Annotated in this window: 8 protein-coding genes and 1 tRNA gene; 6 read left to right on the top strand and 3 right to left on the bottom strand. The window is 66.3% G+C overall.

Going from position 1 to position 19,978, the window contains the following annotated elements; all coding sequences use genetic code 11:
* Nucleotides 1-5: 5 nt before the first annotated feature.
* Nucleotides 6-9,398, bottom strand: coding sequence for a type I polyketide synthase (locus IBX22_RS33355; RefSeq protein WP_305082268.1), 9,393 nt, complete (start codon nucleotides 9,396-9,398; stop codon nucleotides 6-8).
* Nucleotides 9,399-9,786: 388 nt separating this feature from the next.
* On the opposite strand from IBX22_RS33355, the gene IBX22_RS33350 reads away from it, so the two are divergent.
* From IBX22_RS33350 to IBX22_RS33325, 6 genes are all read left to right on the top strand, one after another.
* Nucleotides 9,787-9,868 (top strand) — tRNA-Leu (locus tag IBX22_RS33350).
* A 163-nt stretch (nucleotides 9,869-10,031) separates the two neighbouring features.
* Nucleotides 10,032-10,460 carry a hypothetical protein gene (locus tag IBX22_RS33345; protein ID WP_194819781.1) on the top strand — a complete coding sequence of 143 codons (429 nt, stop codon included), beginning with the start codon at nucleotides 10,032-10,034 and terminating at the stop codon, nucleotides 10,458-10,460.
* Nucleotides 10,461-10,528: 68 nt separating this feature from the next.
* Nucleotides 10,529-11,752: a site-specific integrase gene (locus IBX22_RS33340; RefSeq protein ID WP_228539998.1), complete on the top strand. Its 1,224-nt coding sequence runs from the start codon at nucleotides 10,529-10,531 to the stop codon at nucleotides 11,750-11,752.
* Nucleotides 11,722-12,768: an asparaginase gene (locus IBX22_RS33335; RefSeq protein ID WP_309234890.1), complete on the top strand. Its 1,047-nt coding sequence runs from the start codon at nucleotides 11,722-11,724 to the stop codon at nucleotides 12,766-12,768. The genes IBX22_RS33340 and IBX22_RS33335 overlap by 31 nt, the downstream gene beginning before the upstream one ends.
* Complete coding sequence (locus IBX22_RS33330; protein ID WP_194819780.1) at nucleotides 12,768-13,247, top strand: PPC domain-containing DNA-binding protein; 480 nt, start codon at nucleotides 12,768-12,770, stop codon at nucleotides 13,245-13,247. Before IBX22_RS33335 ends, IBX22_RS33330 begins: the two co-directional genes overlap by 1 nt.
* 942 nt (nucleotides 13,248-14,189) lie before the next feature.
* Nucleotides 14,190-15,224 carry a site-specific integrase gene (locus tag IBX22_RS33325; RefSeq protein ID WP_194819779.1) on the top strand — a complete coding sequence of 345 codons (1,035 nt, stop codon included), beginning with the start codon at nucleotides 14,190-14,192 and terminating at the stop codon, nucleotides 15,222-15,224.
* A gap of 106 nt (nucleotides 15,225-15,330) precedes the next feature.
* Here the strand turns inward: IBX22_RS33325 and IBX22_RS33320 are convergent, their stop codons facing one another.
* Together IBX22_RS33320 and IBX22_RS33315 are read right to left on the bottom strand one after the other, a co-directional pair.
* Nucleotides 15,331-15,666 carry an Lsr2 family protein gene (locus IBX22_RS33320; protein WP_194819778.1) on the bottom strand — a complete coding sequence of 112 codons (336 nt, stop codon included), beginning with the start codon at nucleotides 15,664-15,666 and terminating at the stop codon, nucleotides 15,331-15,333.
* 290 nt (nucleotides 15,667-15,956) lie between these two features.
* Complete coding sequence (locus IBX22_RS33315; RefSeq protein ID WP_194819777.1) at nucleotides 15,957-19,874, bottom strand: CHAT domain-containing tetratricopeptide repeat protein; 3,918 nt, start codon at nucleotides 19,872-19,874, stop codon at nucleotides 15,957-15,959.
* Nucleotides 19,875-19,978 lie beyond the last annotated feature (104 nt).

Genomic DNA, 19,978 nt, shown 5'->3' with positions numbered 1-19,978 from the left:
GGGCACTACGAGGTGGCGCCTTCGTCCAGCTGGCCCACGATGACAGCGCCGGTGCCGCAACCGAATCCGTCGGCGCGGTAGGTGCCGTTCTCGCTCAGCCGGGCGGTGGGCGAGAGCAGCACGTCGGCTTCGAGCTGACGAATCTGCTTGGCGGGCGTGCCATCCGCGCCCAGGCGACGGTCGGCGGGACGCTCGTACAGCGGCGCACCGCCGCACATGGCCTCGGCGAACCGCTGCCGGCCGTTCAGCTGCCGTTCCTGCGCCTTGGCCTGGTACTCCTCGCGCCGGCCCGGCTCGATGGCCTGAATGAAGGCCTCCGGGTGCACGATCGCGAGCAGACCGGACACGTGCCCGAAGCCGAGCGAGGTGACCAGACCGGCCTTGAGCGGGAAACGCTCGCCGAAGCGCAGCGGTTCGCGCGCCCACACCAGGTGCGGGTAGGCCTGCATCTTCTCGTCGACACAGTCCAGGCTCCGGTTCGGCGGCACCACACCGTTTTCCAGCACCTGGCACAGGCCGATCAGCTGGAACGCGGCCGCACCGCCCTTGGCGTGCCCGGTCAGGCTCTTCTGCGACACCACGAACATCGGCGCACCCGCGGAGCGTCCGATGGCCGTGGCGAGGCGCTCGTGCAGCTCGGACTCGTTGGGATCGTTTGCGGCGGTGGAGGTGTCGTGCTTGGAGATCACCGCGATGTCGTCCGCGCCGACGCCGAGCTTGCGCAGTTCGTTGGCGAACCGGGACTCCCGGCCACCGCGACCCGCACCCAGCGCACCGAGACCGGGCGCGGGGATGGAGGTGTGCACACCGTCGGCGAAGGACTGCGCGTAGGCGACCACACCGAGCACCGGCAGACCCATTTCCAGCGCCACGTCACCGCGAGCCAGCAGAACCGTTCCGCCACCCTGCGATTCGACGAATCCGCCGCGACGGCGGTCGTTGGCGCGGGAGAAGTAGCGGTCGCTGATGCCCTTGGCGCTCATGGCCGCCGAGTCCGCGGTGGCCGACATGTCACCGAAGCCGACGATGCCTTCGATGCCGAGATCGTCGTAGCCGCCGGCAACCACCAGTTCGGCCTTGCCGAGCCGGATCTTGTCGACGCCTTCCTCGACCGACACCGCGGCCGTGGCGCACGCCGCGACCGGATGCACCATCGCGCCGTAGCTGCCGACGTAGGACTGCACGACGTGCGCGAGCGCGACGTTCGGAAGTGCCTCTTGGAGAATGTCGTTCGGGCGCGGCTCACCGAGCAGGTTGTCGATGTAGAGCGAGCGCATCGAGGACATGCCGCCCATGCCGGTGCCCTGGGTGTTGGCCACCAGCGACGGGTGCACCCAGCTCATCAGCTCGGCCGGGCTGAACCCGGAGGACAGGAACGCGTCCACGGTGCAGACGATGTTCCACAGCGCGACCCGGTCCACCGAGGCGGCCATGTCGGCGGAGATACCCCAGATGGTGGGATCCCAGCCGGTGGGGATCTGACCGCCGACGGTGCGCGACAGCTTGGCCCGGCGCGGCACCCGAATCTCGGTGCCCGCCTTGCGGGTAACGGTCCAGTCGCCGGAGTCGGCGACCGGGGTGATGATGGTCTGCTCCGGGCCGGCGGCGTGGAAAGCGCGCGCCTCGGCCTCGCTGCCGACGGTGAACGACAGGTCCTGATCCAGGAACACCGACGTCATCAGCGGCGCGGTGTTGTCGACCATCGCGCCCTCGTCGGCGTAGCGGCGCACACCGCAGCGTTCGACGACGGCGTCGTGGTAGCGCTCGGCCAGTTCGGATTCCGGTACGAAGTCGCCGGAATCGGTGTCGTACCAGCCGGGCTTGGGATCGTTCTCCCAGGTGACCAGGCCGGTGGTCCAGGCCAGCTCCAGCACGCCCGCGGCGGAGAGCTCGTCGTCGACCTCCACCTCGAAGCGGGTGCGCGCCGAACCGTAGGGACCGAGCTCGCCGGCGCCGACGATGACGACCATATCGGCGAGGTCGGCGGTGACCTCACCCCACTCCGGCACCGGCAGCGCCGAGCTCAGGGTGGGCGGCGCGGGCAGCGCCGGAATGGTCACTGCCGCCAAGGACTCGGTCGCGGTCTCGGCTTCGGCCTGCTCGGCGGCCTGCTTGGCCAGCGCGGGCAGGTCCAGCTTCGCCCGGGCCAGTCCGCCGGTGAGGTCGATCTGCTGCGGTCCGGTCGTGGTGACCTGGCGGGCCCGCGAGGTGCACCACTTGAGCAGCTCGTCGGCCATCTCGCTGGTGGACCAGGTCTGCACGCCCGCCTTCTCGACCGCCTCGACCATCGGGTCGTTGTGGCCCATCAGACCGGTGCCGCGCACCCAGCCGATCAGCGCGTGCACCAGGGTGACCCGCGTCGACCAGGACTTCTCGGCACGCCACTTGGCGACCACCGCATCCAGCGCGGCCTTGGCCTCGCCGTAGGCGCCGTCGCCGCCGAACAGGCCGCGGTTGGGCGAACCCGGCAGCACCACATGCAGTTTCGCGTCCACGTCGTGGTCGGCGCCGAGCTTGGACAGCCCGCCGATCAGACGCTCGACCGACCAGAGCAGGACCCGCATCTCCATTTCGGCGCGGGCGCCGGCGTCGGCGAGGTCACCCGCGACCCGCGGCGCCGCGAACGGCAGCAGCAGGGTGGGGGTCATCGCGTCCTTGGTCTTGATCTTCGCGCCACCGGCGTTGTCGACCTGTTCGGTACCGACCCAGTCGATCAGCGCGTCGATGTCCTGGTAGGACGCCATGTTGGCCGGGACCACCCACAGCGCCGCACCGTGCCGGGCGTTCTCGCGGTAGAGCTTGCGGTAGAACGCGAGCCGATCGTCGTTGAGGCTCGAGGTGGTGACCACGACGGTCGCACCGCCGCCGAGCAGCCGCCCGGTGACCGAGGCCGCGATGGAACCCTTACTCGCGCCGGTGATTACGGCGATGTCGTCGGACCACAGACCCGCGTCGTCGGTGCGCAGCGCGGCTTCGGCGATCTGGCCGTAGACCCCGGCGAGTACCGAGCGCGCCTCGTGCTTGGCGCGATCTCGCCACCAGTTCGCCTGCGCCGCAACGGCTTCGCCCGCACCTACGTAACCGTCGACGGCAATGTCGGCGGTGTCGGTGTCCAGCCACAGCCTGGCCAGATCCTCGCGGGCAGTGGCCCAGCGGTCGTCGATCAGCACGGCCTTCTTGGCATCGAACGCGGGCGCGACCAAACGCGGCCAGTCCGAACCCAATTCGGCCGAGACCAGATCCACCAGGGTGTCGGTGCTGGCTTCCGGAGCGGAGATCTGCTCGGTCAAGCCGAGCTGCTCGAGCACCACCCGGGCCGCCGTGGCGAGTACGCCGCCGCGTCCGGTGATCTGCTCGGTGAACTCACCCAGCGCCGCCGCGTCCACGGTCGCTCCCCCGCCGCCACCGGCGGAGGGCAGCGACACCGCGACACCGCGCCGCGCCGCGACCGCCTGGACGGCGGCGTCGATGGCCGCGTCGACCGAGGCCGCGTCGCCGAGCGCACCGGCGACCAATCCGCCCAGATCGCCGCCGCGCACACTGGCGCCTTCGCGGGTGCCGAGCGAAACCTCGGCGGTGACGTGGCTGGCCCAGCCGTCGCCCAGTTCCCACACCTTCTTGACGCGTTCGGCGATGGCGGCGGGCCGCTTGCCGGACGGGCCGAAGACCTTGCGCAGGTGGTCGCCGATGGCGTCGGACAGCACCGAGCCGAACGGCTTGTAGGTGCGGGCCAGGCGCTCGACGGTCGCGGAGAGCGCGCCCATGTCGGCGTCGGCCGCACCGTCGATGGCGCCGAGCGAGAGCTCCGCACCGAGGTCGACGAGCAGCTGGTTACGCCGCGAGGAGACGCCGTCGCACAGGCCCTCGATGGTGTCGACCGGGCCGATCTGATCCAGCCGCAACTTGGTCCACAGCGCGATCAGCACGCGGGTGGCGTCGGCGGCGGAGAACACGATGTCGTCCGGACGGGGACCGCCGGAGGCCGCGGCCGGAGCCGCAACCGGGGCAGCGGCCACAGGCGCTGCGGCAGTGGAGGTTTCAGCAGGCTCGTCGGCGGGCTCGTCGACCGGCGCGGGATCGGTGTCGGTCGAGTACACGACCGCCGCCTCACGCTCGATATTGAGCACCTCGACGGTGACGCCGCCGAAGTCCGGCAGCTTCAGTGTCTGGCTGGCCAGGTTCGCTACGGTAGGCGTTGCGCCCAAACCGATTTCGACGAACCGCTCGACTCCGAGGCCACCGTGGGCGGTGTCGGTGAACAGCAGGTCCTGGGTCTCGATCCAGCGCACCGGGCTGGCGAACTGCCAGGCCAGCAGCTCGATCAGGACGACCCGGCACAGTTCGGCCGGACGCTGCGCCCAGCTGTCGAAGTCGGCGAGCACCTCGTTCAACGGCTCCGACGGCACCAGATCCGCGATCTCCTGCAGGAAAGCGCGCTCCAGGTTGAACGGCCGCGGCACCAGGTTCGGGATATAGCGTCCGACAAGCACTTCCGGATCCAGCACCTCGGGCAGCAGCTGCTCGAGCTTGTGCCGGAACTCCGGAACACCCTTGCGCAGCACCGTGGAGTGGAACGGCACGTCGATGCCGGGCACCATGATGTAGGCGCGCTTGCCACCGAATTCGGCACGGCGACGGTCGATTTCGGTCTCCAGAGCCTCCAGGCCCGCGACTGTGCCCGCGATGGCGTACTGCGAGCCGCGCAGGTTCAGGTTCACGACCTCGAGGAACTCGCCGACCTGCTCGCCGATACCGGAGACGAATCCGATGACCTCGTCGTCGGGCAGCCCGATCTGCGAGGGACGGATCGCGGCCATCCGATAGTCGCTGCGGCCCTGCGCATCACGCGGCACCAGCTCGTGCATGGCGGAGCCGCGCTGGAACACCACCTCGAGCACTGCCTCCAGCGGCAGCACTCCGGCGACGGCGGCGAGCGCGTTGTACTCGCCGACCGAGTGCCCGGCCAGCATGGCGCCCTCGACGAACGCACCGGCCTCACGCAGCTCGGCGACCTGCGCGACACCGAGGACCGCCATCGCCACCTGGGTGAACTGGGTCAGGTGCAGCACACCGTCCGGGTGCCGGTGCTCGACACCACGCGCCTTGAGGTAGGTCGGGTTGTCCCGCACCACCGCGAGGATGGAGAAGCCCAGCGCGTCGCGGGTGTGCTTGTCGGCACGCTCCCAGACCTCCTTGGCGGCCTTGGACCGCGAGCGCGCGTCCAGGCCCATGCCCTTGCGCTGGATGCCCTGGCCCGGGAAGGCGTAGACGGTCTTCGGGGCGGCGGTGCGACCGGTCGCGGTCATCACCAGGTCGCCGCCGGTGCGGCAGGAGACCTCGATGATTTCGGCGCCCGCGTCCACCGCGACCCGCTCGACGCGCACGTCGATCTCGGCGCCGGGGCGGACCATGCCCAGGAAGCGGGTGGTCCACGCGGTCATAGTGCGTGCGGGAACCGAACTTTCGGGATCCACCGCGGACACCGCGTGCTGCGCGGCGGCCGAGAGCCACATGCCGTGCACGATCGGGCCGCCGAGCCCCGCCAGCTTGGCGGCGGAGTCGCTGGTGTGGATCGGGTTGTGGTCGCCGGAGACGTGCGCGAAAGCGTGCATGGTGCGCGGCGCGACGATGGTGACATCGCGACGACGGCGACGCGGGGTGTCGACCGCGCTCTCCGACAGCGACCCCGCCGCGCGCTGCGGATCGGACAGCTCGCCCGCACCGTTGCGGCCACGGATCGCGAACCGCTCGGTGAGGGTGGCCACGGTCGGCATGGACAGGCCGGTCTCGGGCCTGTCGAGCATCCCGGTGATCTTCACCCGGACCTCGACGACGCGTCCCATATCGGTGTCGACGGTCTCGCCCGCCTTGGCACGGACCACCAGAACGCTGGTGTCGGAAGGCAATTCGCCGACCAGTTCGATCTGATGATCGAGGTGGACCAGATCGAGCATGCCCTCGATGACGCTGTGCCCACCCGCCCCGTCGGCTTCGCCTCCTGCCATCCCCCGGCCGCCATCGGCGGTGCGAGTCGCCCCGAGCACCGCGAAGACGGCGGGCCAGCAGGCCCCGACCAGCACGTCGGGGACGGTGCGGCCCAGCGTGCTGAGCGTGGCCGGCATGCCCGAACCGGTGACACCGGCGTGGTCGGCGATGAGGTCCGGGGTCCAGGCGATATTGAGGTGTGCGGTGCCGCCCTTGACCTCCGGCAGCGACTGTCCCGCGGCGACCGCGAGCAGCGCGGACATCGCGGTGTCGGCATCGGCCTCGGTGATCACGGGGGCGCCGCCATTGAATGTGGAGGCCGGGACAGTGATCCGGATGGTGACCGAATCACGGCCCAGCAGCGGCACATTCAGCTCGACATAGGAGTGATCGGCTTCCGGTCCGGTGGTCTCGACCAGGGTGGCGCCGGTGCGCGGGTGCACCGCGCCCTTGCCGTCGACGGTCCACTCGTCCAGATCGCCGAGGCGGTGGATCGGGTTGATGGTGGTGCGGCCCGCCCAGTCGACATCCGGGGCGGCCAGCACCGCGTCGATCGGACCGGCGGTCACGCCGGCGACACGACGCGCGTCCACGGCGACCGGCACGACACCGGCGCGCACCAGGGAGTACGCGGTGTCCTGCTCGAAGCGGTCGAGCAGCTCGCCGACCGGCTCGTCGACGCGGGTGATGCCCGCGACGGCCACCGTGCCGGGGATGACGCACACCTGATCGGCCGAGTAACGCGGGTCATGGGCCTGCCACAGCGAATCCGAGCGCCACCAGCGGCGCACGTCGCCGTCGACGACGGGCACGAAGTTCACCGGCTTGCCGGGGGTCTTGCACAGGCTGACGAAGAACGGCACGTCGGCCGGATGCAGCAGCGTCTGCGTGGCGGCCGGGTACTGCTCCTTCAGCGCGCACAGCGCGTCCACGGGGCGCTCGAACGCGTCGTCCGAGGCGAACAGCGTGGGGATATCGCCACGATCGGCCGGGTGCAGGCGAGATTCGGTGCGGCGCACCATCTCCGCGAACCGGTCACGCCAGGTGATGTCGAGCCACACCGAGCTGGTGGCCTCACGGATGGCGTCGCCGAGATCGCTACCGCAGTCGAAGTCCTTGCGGCGGTCCAGGCCGACCGCGAGCTCGACGTAGCGCTCCAGCCAATCCTGGTAGGTCATGGTGGTGACGTCGCCGAAATACGGCTTGGCGGTGGCGTTCAGCGCCGCGATGATCTCGTCTTTGCGCTTCGCGACAGCCTCGGCGTCACCGGCGACCTCGTCCAGCAGGCGGCCGGTGCGCGAGGCGGCGTTGTCGATCTCGTGAATGTCGGCGCCCAATTGGCTACGGCCGGATGCCATTCCACCATTCGCGGTGCCCGCGCCCACCCAGTCGGGGGTACCCGGGGTGTCGACGAGCAGCTGCTTGACCTCGGGTGCGGTGGTGGCCTCCAGGGTCGCCATGGCGGCGGTGCCGACCAGGACACCATCGAGGGGCATCACGGGGTAGCCGTACGGCGTGGCCCACTCGCCGGTGAGGTATTCCGTTGCGCGCTCGGGGGTTCCGATGCCGCCGCCGACGCAGACCACCACGTTGTCGCGGTTGCGCAGTTCGGCGTAGGTCTCCAGCAGCAGGTCGTCCAGGTCTTCCCAGGAGTGGTGCCCGCCGGCCTTGCCGCCCTCGATGTGCATGATCACCGGGTAGTCCGGGACCTGGTCGGCGATGCGCAGCACCGCGCGGATCTGGGCGACGGTGCCCGGCTTGAAGGCGACGTGCGCGATGCCGACCTCGGCGAGCTCGTGGATCAGCGCGACGGCTTCTTCCAGCTCCGGGATACCGGCGGTGACGATGACGCCGTCGAACGGAGCGCCCGCTGCCCGGGCCTTCTGCACCAGGCGCTTGCCGCCGAGCTGCAACTTCCACAGGTACGGGTCGAGGAACAACGAGTTGAACTGCACCGTGCGACCCGGGTGCAGCAGCGTCTTCAGTTCGGTGACGCGGTCGGCGAAGATCTGCTCGGTCACCTGGCCGCCACCGGCCAGCTCCGCCCAGTGCCCCGCATTGGCCGCGGCCGCAACGATTTTCGCGTCGACAGTGGTGGGCGTCATGCCCGCGAGCAGCACCGGCGAACGACCGGTCAGCTTGGTGAACGCCGTCTCCACCACGATGCGCCCGTTCGGCAACCGGACCGGCTTCGGCGCGAACGCCGTCCACGGCTGGGCGACCTCCGGGGCGGCGCCCGGCGTGAGCAGGCTGCGCTGCCCGGCGCGCGTGGCGGCGGCGACGATGCCGACGCCGGTGCCCTTCAGCGAACCCGAGGTGAGCCGGCTCAGCAGATCGCCCGGGCCCAGGTCCAGCAGCCATTGCGCGCCACTGGCGACCGCGGCGTCCACGGTGGCGACCCAGTCGATCGGGTCGACCAGGATCTCTCGGGCGAGCGCGCCCGCGAGCGCCGCATCCAGCCCGCACTGCTCGGCCCAGCCGCTGACCAGGTCGACGGTGTCCCCCAGCGCCGGGTGATGGAACGCGACGTCGACCGTCAGGTCCTCGAACACCGGCGCGAACACCGAGCCGCCGCGCACCTTGGAATCGCGGGCCTTGGCCTGCTCGTCGTGAATCTGCGCGCAGCGCTGGCGAACTCGCTCCAGCTGCGCCGGGGTGCCGGACAGCACCGCGCGGCGACGGCCGTTGACGATCGAAACCACCGCGGCGGCAAGCGGATCCACGCCCGCGCCGACCTCGGCCACGACCTGGCGCAACCGCGCCGGATCGACATTCGAGACCGCGACCATCGGCGAGCGCTCGCCCACCGGCATCAAGCCGCGCCGACGCGCCACCAAACCCGCTGCGGCACCGATCATCTGGGCAATCGCCAGCAGTTCGGCATCGCGCGCGCCGGCTTGTTCGACCGCGGTCGCCGCCAATCGGCCCTGCGAATGCCCGACCACGGCCACCGGCGCATGCTCGGCCGGATCCAGCCCCTGCAACTTCAGCGCCTTCAGCGCGGCGAGCTGAGTCAGCAGCACGCCGGGCATCGATACCGCGGCCGACCGCAGTACGTGCTCCGACGGCGCGGCCGAGGTCTCCTCATCGGCGAGCTCGTCTTCGAGCATCCAGCCGACCGGGTCGAAACCCACCGGTCGCACCACCAGCAGTTGCGCCGCAACGGGTTCCAGCAGTGTGGCCGCCTCGTTGACCAACGCGGTGAGCTCGGGCTCCAGGGCGCTGTCGCGCCCGATCTCCTCCAGCTCACCCAGCCATTGCGCACCCTGTCCGCCGAATGCCAGCGCGTACGGAGTACCGCTCAGCAGACGATCGACCAACGGCGCCCGCATGTCTTTCGACGTCCCAGCCCGCTGGGCACTCACCTTCGCGTTCGTTCCGGTCCCGGTCTCAGTGCTCTCGTTGATCGTCAAGACGCTTCGACTTCCTTACTCCTGGCGACATGCCCCCACGGACACGTCGCTCCCTCCGGTACGCAGGGTGCTGCTCAACCTCTAGGCCTGATATGGGCGAGGATTGCACAAAATCATGAGGAAAGCCTCACGTTTGCTTCCCCAGTTGACCCTTACCGGTTGGTATTTCTGCACTTCCGTACCAGAATGCCGAGAAACATGAGGCCCACTCACGTTTGAACCCGCAGGTCTACCGGTTACCAACACGTACGAAACATGAGTGCCCCTCATATTGCCCGTTATCTAATCGTTATAACCCCAGGTCGGGTTACTCACGAGTACGCCACGCCCATCCAGAGCTTCGCGATCCCGGTCAAGCCCGGTAGAGTTTGGACGGTCGTACCACCAAGCGCGAGTGGCGAAATTGGCAGACGCGCCAGATTTAGGTTCTGGTGTCTTAGGACGTAGGGGTTCAAGTCCCCTCTCGCGCACAAAACCCCGGCGAATTCGCCGCTTTTGACGGATGTGTGTTCGAGACCACTCGAACACACGGAGGCGACCAGTGGTTTTCCATTCTGAACTGGGGTTATTCCTGGCAGATCCACCAGAATCCACTATCAGCGAACCGGCCAGCGCGCACGAATGGGGTTCGCGATGATCCCGGCACTCATTCCCCCACAAGCCCCGTTGCAGGAGCTGATCCACGGCCCGCTCCCCACTCCGCCCCCACCAGCGATCCTGGCGGCGGATCGCGATGTCGCCTACGGGATGTCCACCGTCGGAGACGGCGGGCGCGTCAACGACCGCCACGTGCTGAAGCAGCTGGACTGGGCACCACACACCCGACTGGAGATCCGACTCGCCAACGGACTACTCCTGGTCCGCCCCTATCCCCAGGGATCGGCGCGAGTGAATGCCGACGGCTACTTTCGCATTCCGTTCCGGCTGCGACGTCGAGTTGGCCTGCTCATAGGCGACCGAGTCCTCATCGTCGGTCGCCGTAGCGTTCAGCAACTCGCGGTACACCCACCAGGAGCACTCGATGAACTGTTCCATTCCACCTTCGCCCTGTTGGCGCAGTGAAAGCCATGTCGACGCCCACTCCCCTGTCCCTCGAAACCATTGCAGCGGCCCGAATCCTGCTGACACAGATGGGAATTTCACCGGCCGACCTCGTGACCGTGGGCACCACCGTCCCGACCTTCGGTGAAGTGGTCCCCGTAGTGCGCGCCACGCTGGGTGCGGGCACGAAGCGTACCTACGGCACCCACCTCAACCGCCTCGAACAGCAGTGGCCCGACAGGCGCCTCGACGACGTCACCAAGCCCGATCTCGACGAGATGGCGCAAGCCATCCGAGCCACCCACCGCGTCAACCGGGCCTCCCAGGGCGGCGCCACCGCTGTCGCCCACTTCGTCTCCACCGTGCGCTACGTATACCGATACGCCGAAGCCAAAGGCTGGATCCGCCCATGCGACAACCCTGCCCGCCAAGTCGCACTCCCCGCCCGCCGACCATCCCACCGATACGCCATCCCCTCCCACCAACTCACCGAAATCTGCCACGTCACCGCCACCACCGGAAACGACCCCGAACTCGACTCCCTGATCATTCGGCTGCACCTCGAAACAGCCTGCCGCAGAAGCGGAGCGCTCGCCCTGCGCCCCCACGACCTCGACACCGACCAATGCCTGATCTACCTACGAGAGAAGGAAGGAACCGACCGTTGGCAGCCGGTCTCCCCAACCCTTATGCGACACCTCCTTGCCCACGCCCAGGACCGCCACAGCCCTCCATCCGGACAGTTACTGCGCTACCTAAACGGCAAACCGATCACCGGCCGCCGTTACGACCACATCTGGAAACGCATCGGTGAAACACTGCCCTGGGTCACGATCCAAGGCGTCACCGCCCACTGGCTCCGCCACACCACCCTCACCTGGGTCGAACGAAACTTCGGCTACGCCGTCGCGCGGGCTTTCGCCGGCCACCACAGCAAGACGATCAAGGCCGTCGGGCGATCGTGGCTACCTGGGCCAACGCCGAACACATGCGTGTCGATGTCACCGACCACCGACCCACCCTGCGTGAATTCGGCGACGCCACCGGATGGGCGCGCGTTCACTCCATCCTCGATGCCCCCACCCCCGATCTGCGCCTTCGATCACTGTGCGACTACCTCGCACTCGATTGGGTCTGGGTCACCACGAGGGCAGCCGAGCTCGCCGAATACGGGACAGCCGGATTCAGCAAACCACGCAGCCGCCTGCTGTCCCTCGCCGGCCTCGACCGCGCATGCCGATTTCTGGGCTCCCTCAACCCTCAAGATCGCTAGGCTGGCGAAGTGTCCCCAGTCGAAAATCGCCGCCGCGTGATCGTTTTCGGTCTCGGCGGCACCATCGCCATGTCAACCACCAGCACCGGCGGTGTCGCCCCTACCCTGTCGGCCGACCAACTCGTGGCCGCTGTACCGGGGTTGTCCGAAGCGAATATCGCCGTCGACGTAGTGAACTTCCGTCAAGTACCCGGCGCCTCCCTGACCATCTCCGACATCACCGAACTCGCAGAAGCAATCCGCGGTCAGCTCGCCGACGCCGACGGTGCCGTGGTGACCCAAGGCACCGACACCATCGAGGAAACCGCCTACCTCCTCGACCTACTCCACGACCAAGCCCAACCCGTCCTCGTCACTGGCGCGATGCGCAACCCCACCCTCGCCGGAGCCGACGGACCAGCAAACCTCCTTGCCGCAATCCAGACCGCGGCACACCCCGCGTTCCGGAACCATGGTTGTCTTGTCGTGTTCAACGACGAGATCCACGCCGCCCGGCGGGTCCGTAAGACCCACACCACAAGCACCGCGACCTTCCAATCTCCCACCGGCGGCCCGCTCGGCTATCTCGCCGAGGGCCAACCGCGCCTACTCAATCATCTCAGCACCCGCACGGTCGTACCCGCGAAGCCCGGCGACGACATTCGCGTCCCGATCCTGACGGTCGGCCTCGGTGACGATGGAACCCTGCTCCGAGCTCTCACCGGCCACATCGACGGTGTGGTCATCGCCGGAGTTGGCGGCGGACACGTACCCAGTCGCCTCGTAGCGCCGATCGAAACCCTGGCCGCCACCGTTCCAGTAGTGCTCGCTTCACGGACAGGCTCAGGGTCGGTACTCCAATCCACCTACGGCTTCCCGGGATCCGAACGCGACCTCCTCGCCCGCGGCATGATCTCCGCCGGATACCTCGACCCCCTCAAAGCGCGGATCCTGCTGCACACGCTACTCTCCGCGAACTGCGAGGCCGCCACGATCTCCCAAGCGTTCGGATCGGCAGGAGGCTACGCAAACCCCGAAACATGGCCCTGGCCAACACCTTCCGCCAAGGACGCCTGATGCGGAGCCACGAACTCACCCTCGGCCGCAGCTTCGGAGTGGTGTTCGACCACGGAGACGACTTCTACCCCGCCCTCGCAGACTTCTGCCGAACCAACAATCTCCAGCAGGGCTACATCCCGTCCTTTATCGCCGGGTTCAGCGAAGTCGACCTCGTCGGCACCTGCGACAAACTCGACAATCCTGAAGCGCCAGTCTGGTCGAAAGTCCACCTCACCAACGTCGAAGCATTCGGTGGAGGAAGCCTCGCCTACGACCCGGACACAGACACGATCTCGCCACACATCCACGTCGCGGTCGGCCTCAAAGAACACGCAGCATCCGGCTACACCAGCCATCTGCTCTCGGCAAAAGTGCTGTTCCTCGCCGAACTCCTCATCATCGAAGTCCTCCAGCCCACGATGACAAGAACACCACGGTCCGACCTCTACGACGTGCCCCTTCTGGAATTCAGGAAAGGGACCCCGCCAAATTCGTAGATGCTCGAGTCTGCCCGCCAACCCTTGCCGTCCAGTAATCAACATCCACAGGTCAAAGTCTCAGCCGAGCACCCATCATCTGCCTGGAACGAGAAACTCCATCGCATCGGCCTGGTAACCGTTCCGGTCTAACCGTCGATGCACTCGGTCTCGGTACGGTGCCGGGCGGCTCGGGAAACGGAAGTGGTTTGAAATATCTCCGCAAGAGGGCAAATCGGTATGCGAAAGCGACTCCGCTGGCTGGCAGGCTCCCCGACTCAGCCCAGCTGACCCGCTCCAGGTCATTGGCTGGCGTGCGCTCGGCGGACCGAAGCCGGTAGGTCCGCGTTCTGGTGGCGTTCTCGCCGTTGATGCGTCACCGCTTACAAGCGAGGCGTGGGCATCTTGCGCAAACATGCGAAATTCGGCTGACGGCCTGCCAGTGCATGGGTGCACATCTTCCGCCGGATCGAACGGATGCTCCTAATGAACGGATACCCGCTACGCCTCAAAACAGCGGTTCAATCCCGACTCGAGGTCGTGACCAATGTTCACAACTGATGACCAGGACTCGGCAAGCAGCCCTCTCCCCCTCCCCCCGATCCCAGACTTACCGGAGCTCGGGATGTCTTATGCCTACATAGCTGTGGCCAGCGTGGACGCTGACGGTCGTTTGTCTGACCGCTCCAGCCTGAAGCATCTGGGATGGAAGCAAGGTCTCCGCCTGACTATCAGCGTCCTCGACGGAATTGTCGTCCTCGCCCATGCCGCAACCGGATCGTACGCAGTCGGAGATCGAGAGTATCTGCGCCTTCCCGCGCAGATACGGCGCTGCGCGAGGATCGAGAATCACGACCGTGTGCTGCTGGCGGCAAGTCGGAACCTTCGCACGCTTGCAGTCTATTCCCCGGCCGCTGTGCGAAATGCCTTGTGGTCGTTTGATTCTCGACCCTGGTGCGAGTCATGACCACCGAGGTTGAAGCTGCGCGGCTACTACTGGAGCGGCTCGGGTTGCGTCCCGAAGATCTTCTCGAAAGAGTAGGCCAGACCCAGCCTGTCCCCACCTTCGACCAGTACATTCACCAGCTCCAAAGCGCCTTCCCCCCAGGCACATTGCGCACCTACGGCCCCTACTGGCGGCGCATCGTCAATGAATGGGGATCCCGCCCCATCAGCGAACCCACCCCACTCGAGATCAGAGAGCTGATCGAGCACACAAAACAACAGGCTGCCGTCCGCCGAAACTCGCGCGGCGGACGCTCGGCCGCAGAACATATGGTGGGTGCGCTTCGCGCCCTATACCGCCAAGGGCAAGCCGACGGCCACTTTCCTGCAGCAGAGAACCCAGCGAACCGCATCATCAAGCCGCGACGTCTGCCCAATAACAGGAGAGCTCTACCAGATCGCCTTATCGCCGATATCAACCGAGTCGCCGCCACGACAGGCAACGACCCAGAACTCGATACCCTCATCCTGCGACTCCACATCGAGACCGCATGCCGGCGTGGGGGCGCTCTAGCGCTTCGTCCGCGAGACCTCGACGCCGAACAATGCCTGATCCAACTCCATGAGAAGGGTGACGCGGTCCGCTGGCAGCCTGTCTCCCCCACCCTGATGCAGGCGCTGCTCCGGCATCGTGACCGCGGTGCCGCCAACTCCGAACAACTCCTGCGCTACCGCAATGGGCGACCCATTACCGGCCGACGTTACGACCACATCTGGAAACGCATCGGCAAACACCTTCCCCCCGTGTCCACCCAGCAAATCACCGCCCACTGGCTACGCCACACCACCCTGACCTGGGTCGAGCGGCACTACGGATACGCAGTCGCCCGCGCCTACGCCGGTCATGCCGAAATCGGAGGCAACGTTGGCGCGACCCTCACCTACGTCAAAGCATCGCTGCACGAAGTGGCCGCCGCGCTAACGGCACTCACCGGTGAAAAACATCCTCTTGCTGCCGAATTCGAGTCCAAGAGACCGCCGATGGCGGCGTGATCGCGCGCCGCCGAAACCGAAGGGGACCCGGCTTCCTCTTCTGCTGCGGGCCTCAGCTCACCTATCCCCTCAGGCTTTCACCAGCGCCGTCACCTGTCCAGCAGCGCTACCGATTCGCCTCGGCGTAGGCCGCGGCGAGCCCAGCCGAAATACGCCCCCGCCGGGAAACATCGCGCCCCTGCTCACGCCCCCACGCTCGAATGGCCGCGGTCTGGTCACGGTCGACCACCGAACGCTTGCGGCTACCGGTCCTGCGCGGCGCGCGACCTACCTTGCGCGCGTACGGAATCCACTGCTCGAATACACCGCGCAGCAGCTTGGCATTGAGCGTGGAAAGGTCCATCTCATAGGCAACCCCATCGAAGACGAAGGACACAGTCTCCTCCGCTGCAGAGTTGCCGTCATAGTCATCGACCAGTGTCACAACGACCTTGCGCGCCATGCTGAATTGCCCTCCGAGATAGACGGAACCATTGCTAACGAACGTTAACCGACAGGGTGGCCGCACCCCTCACCTGGTCGTCGACTTCCACAGGCCCTAACCGAGACGACGCCGTGCCGCCCGATAGGCGGCATAGAAAGACGCGCTTAGTGCCTCGGTTTCCGTGACGTGGGGAACGTCCCCCCGACGCGCTTGTCGGGCTTGGTGTCGCAATGGCAAGAGCAGGAGGACGTTCCAATCAGAGAGATGGGTCGGATTGTTTGCTTTTGCGGTGTGCGGAGTGGCCTTGGTTATGCGCCGGCGTGAAGGTAGGCGCCCCACAGTGTCGGGGTCGCTGGGATGACGTCACGTATAGTGCGGACGGCGAAGTGCAGCGCGTGGGCGGCGTACTCGATTTCGTAGGAGTCGCCAGCGCGGGCAGGTAGCAGAGCGGCGTAGAAGTGCTCGGCGACCTGAGCAGCGTAGGGGTCGTTGATTGGCCATAGGGTGCCGATGACGTGTGGGTATCCGACGAGCTGGAAAGCCGCGGTGAGGTGGATGACTTCGTCGATGAGTTCGATGTTCTTGTTGAGCGCGGTTTCGCAGGCAGATAGGTAGGCCAGCTGTGCCTGTTCGAGGCGTATCGGGGCGAGGCAGGCGATGGTGAGTGGATCGCTACGGTGGTCGTGCAGCAACAGTTGGCTGTGGGATGGATCGGTGGGGTCGCTAGTGCCGTGACAAGCGAAGTGTGCGATCGGGTAGTCGGAAAGATTGTTGATGACGTTGCGTTTCGTCGGCAGACTGCCTATGGGCCGTGTCGTTTTCGATCCGTCGGGTCCGGAAAGTAGGAGCGATCCGGGCAGACGAGCGGCCAGTGCTGCAGCCTCGTCGCCAACGAAATCCAGGCGCCCTTCGATACCCGGGGTGCTGGACAGGGCAACAATGAGTGCTCGAAGGGCGGTGTCGGGCCGCCTTGTCGGTGGATGCTGGCGCGCGTACCGAAGGGCGGTGATGGTAGGGGTGTAGGAGGAGACAACCCGATCCATGACGGTCCTGCGACGTGGGCTGGGAGCCTCGGTATGGTAGCCGGCCGCGTGGATGGGCAACAGGCTGAGCAGTCCCCCAAGGATCCACCAGATGCGAGGCGGCGTCGCCCCTGCTGGGGATGGTTGCCTGTAGCCGAGCGCATCCAGAACCGGACCGGTGGCGTTGTTCCACAACCACTGCAGGATCTCGGTCACCACCCCCTGGGCAGCGACTCGCTCGAATGGGTCCACGTGGTGGTCGGCGGCGTGCAGGGCACCTTGGAAAATGACTATCTTCTGGACGAGCCGCTCAGGGGAGAGTCCGGGTAGGCGTATGCCCGCAATACCTGCCGTGGTCAGAAGCAATGCGTCACTGCGGTACTCGCTGATATTGAATGTCACGACCGGACCTCGGGCGGCTTGGGCGAGCAGTTCGTCACGAGATGGCGGCAGTCCGAAGGAAGCGAACCCGTCTATGGCACGGATATTGGCGAGGGTGTCGTTGAGTTCGGCTGCGATTTGCCGGCGGTGGTCCTGGGCACTGTGATTGATGTTGACGAGGCGCCCGGCAAGTTCCGCCGGGGGGGCCGGAATGGTGCTGCCGACTGTGTCGAGTTGGTCGCGCAGGAAGCTGAATCGTCTTGCCAAGTCTGGATATTGATTGTGGAGGTCGGTCAGATCGCTGCGAACGTGCAAGGCTTGACTGAGCAGCACTGCGCGACCGGACTCTAGTAGCTGTAGCGCCACCTCTGCCCGTGCCCTCTCCGGGATGGCCGTGTTGTCGAGCGCCAGCGCCGCAGCATCGGCGGCGAGTCCAGCGTAATCACCCAATGCATATTGTTGGTCTGCTCGTTCGAGCTCCCGTTGAGCGATTTTCGGCAGCAACCGCACCGCTCGCTCCAACAATCGCGCTGCCCGTACCCGCTCTGTCTCTGCGGCCATGCCCGCCGCAGCGCGCGCTGCTTTGATGCGAATCGATGGTTTGGCAAATTCAATATCGAGCGCTGACTCGAAGGCAGCAATCGCTGCGTCACGGTCGATCGATGCACCCGTGTGGTCGAACCGCTCTCTGAGGGCGAAACCGAGGTTGGCCGACCGTGCGGCGCGAGCGGGGTCGTCTTGGGGAGTGGCAGCGACCGCTTGCTGCTCGATGTCGATGGCATCGTTGAGGTCGTGCAGCACGCCGGTCCGCACGAACCGCTTCCGCAGGACGATACCGAGATTGGTCATCGAAGTCGCTCGACCGGGCTTGCCCGGGTGGATGTGATCGACTGCTTCGCTGAGGATTTGGATCGCATCATCGAGGTCCTGCAACGCATCTGTTCGTTCGAACCGCGCCCGCATGGCCACACCGAGGTTGTGCGTTACGGTGGCCCGGTTGGGGTGGTCGGGGGGGATGCGATCGACTGCTTCGCGGAGGATTTCGATTGCGTCATCAAGATCCTGCAACGCATCTGTCCGTTCGAACCGCGCCCGCAAGGCAACACCGAGGTTGGAAAGCGCTGTGGCGCGGGCGGGATCATCGCGGGAGATGGTGTGGACCACCTGCCGTCCGACGTCGATTGCATCGTTGAGATCCTCTAAAGCACCCGTCTGCACGAACCGTGCCCGCAGAGCGGCTCCCAAGTTGGACAGCGTCGTGGTGCGGCGGGAGCCGTGGGTGGGGGCGGTGTCGCATGCCGCGCCGTAGATGCGGATAGCATTGCTGAGATCCGCTAACTTACCTGTCCGCTCGAATCTGTGGACCAGGGAGCTTCCAAGGTTGGACAGCAACACCTCGCGCATGGGGTCGTCGGAAGCGACCTCGAGGGCTTGTTGTCCGATGTCGATAGCGTCGTTGAGATCCTCTATGGAACCAGTCCGGGTGAACCTGTCCTGTAGGGCGCTCCCGAGATTGGAGAGCAGCGTCCCGCGACCAGACTGTCCGCTTGAGGCGATCTCGTCCGCCGCGCGGAGCATACCAATTGCGTTGTCCAGATCCTGCGTGTCGCCTGTCCGCATCGACCGCTCGTGAAGAGCTACGCCGAGGTTGGAAAGCGCTGTAGCGCGCGCGGGATCATCGGCGGACATGGCGGCGACGGCCTGCCGTCCGATGTCGATCGCGTTGTGGAGATTTGCGAGCGCACCTGTGCGTTTGAACCGTGCCCGGAGAGCGCCACCTAGGTTGGATAGCAACATTCCGCGACTGAGGCGTCCTGTTCGGTTGGTGTTGCTTGCGGCGCGGAACATATCGAGGGCGCGGTCGAGATCCTCCAATACATCCGTCCGCATGAACCTCATTCGCAAGCGTTCACCAAGGTCTGTCAGTACAGCTGCGCGGGCGGGATCATCGGTGGAGATGGTGTCGACGGCCTGCTGTGCGACGTCGATCGCGTCGTTCAGATCCTCTAGTGCGCCGGTCCGGTTGAACCGTACATACAAATCGTCCCCGAAATCGACCAGCATCGCCCCACGGTCGGGGTTGTCTGTGGAGGTGGAAACGATCGCTTCGCGTGTAGTGGCGATAGCGTCGTTGAGATCCTGCAGACTGCCGGTGTGGTTGAACCGCTCTCGCAGATCCAGGCCGAGATAAGTCAGTATCGTGGCATGGTCGGGACTGTCGGCGGGGCTGGCATCGACTGCTTGCCGTCGGTTGACGATCGCCTCGTTGAGATCTTCCAATGCGCCGGTCAGCTTGAACCGTGCTACCAGGGCATTTCCGAGGTTGAAGAGCATACTGGCGCGGTCGGGGTCCTCGCTGGGAATCGCATTGACGATTCGCTGCCACGACTCGACCGCAACAGCGACGAGGTGGGCGTCGGACGAGGCAAGGGCGTTCTCAAGCACCGAGAGTGCGGGGGATAGCGCATTGTCTGCAAGGTCTGGCAGCAATTGGCTCGGCAGCCGAGCCAGGTCACTGACATCAAGAGTGAGAAAGCACAAGGTGAGAACATCAACGGCAGCCTCCAGCGAAGGCTGACGAAGGTTTTCCGGAAGAACGTTAAATCGATGCCAATACAGCCAGCCAAGCAGGATCCGCGAATACAGATCTGAAGGATTGGCTCCGATCACGGCGGACAGCTGTCCAATCTCGGAATCGACATCAGGACCGAACATTGCCTGGGGCTCCGACGATTGCTCGAACTGCTGGATTCGCGATACCACCGCCGCGTGAAGTGCTTGATGCCATTCGGTGTCCCCGACGCCTTCTCGGTCTGCCCCCATCGCCTACACCCCCTATAAACCTGGCTCAGTCACCTGAGAGCTTAGGCGCACCATTGGGCCCTGGTGGCGTGTCGCGTCGGACGGCGTTGCCAACGTGATCCGGT

Origin of the sequence: Nocardia sp. XZ_19_385, assembly GCF_015355755.1 — a bacterium.
In the GTDB taxonomy this organism is placed as follows: domain Bacteria; phylum Actinomycetota; class Actinomycetes; order Mycobacteriales; family Mycobacteriaceae; genus Nocardia.
The sequence above is the reverse complement of the archived record's forward strand: the minus strand, read 5'-3'. Positions and strand labels throughout refer to the sequence as shown.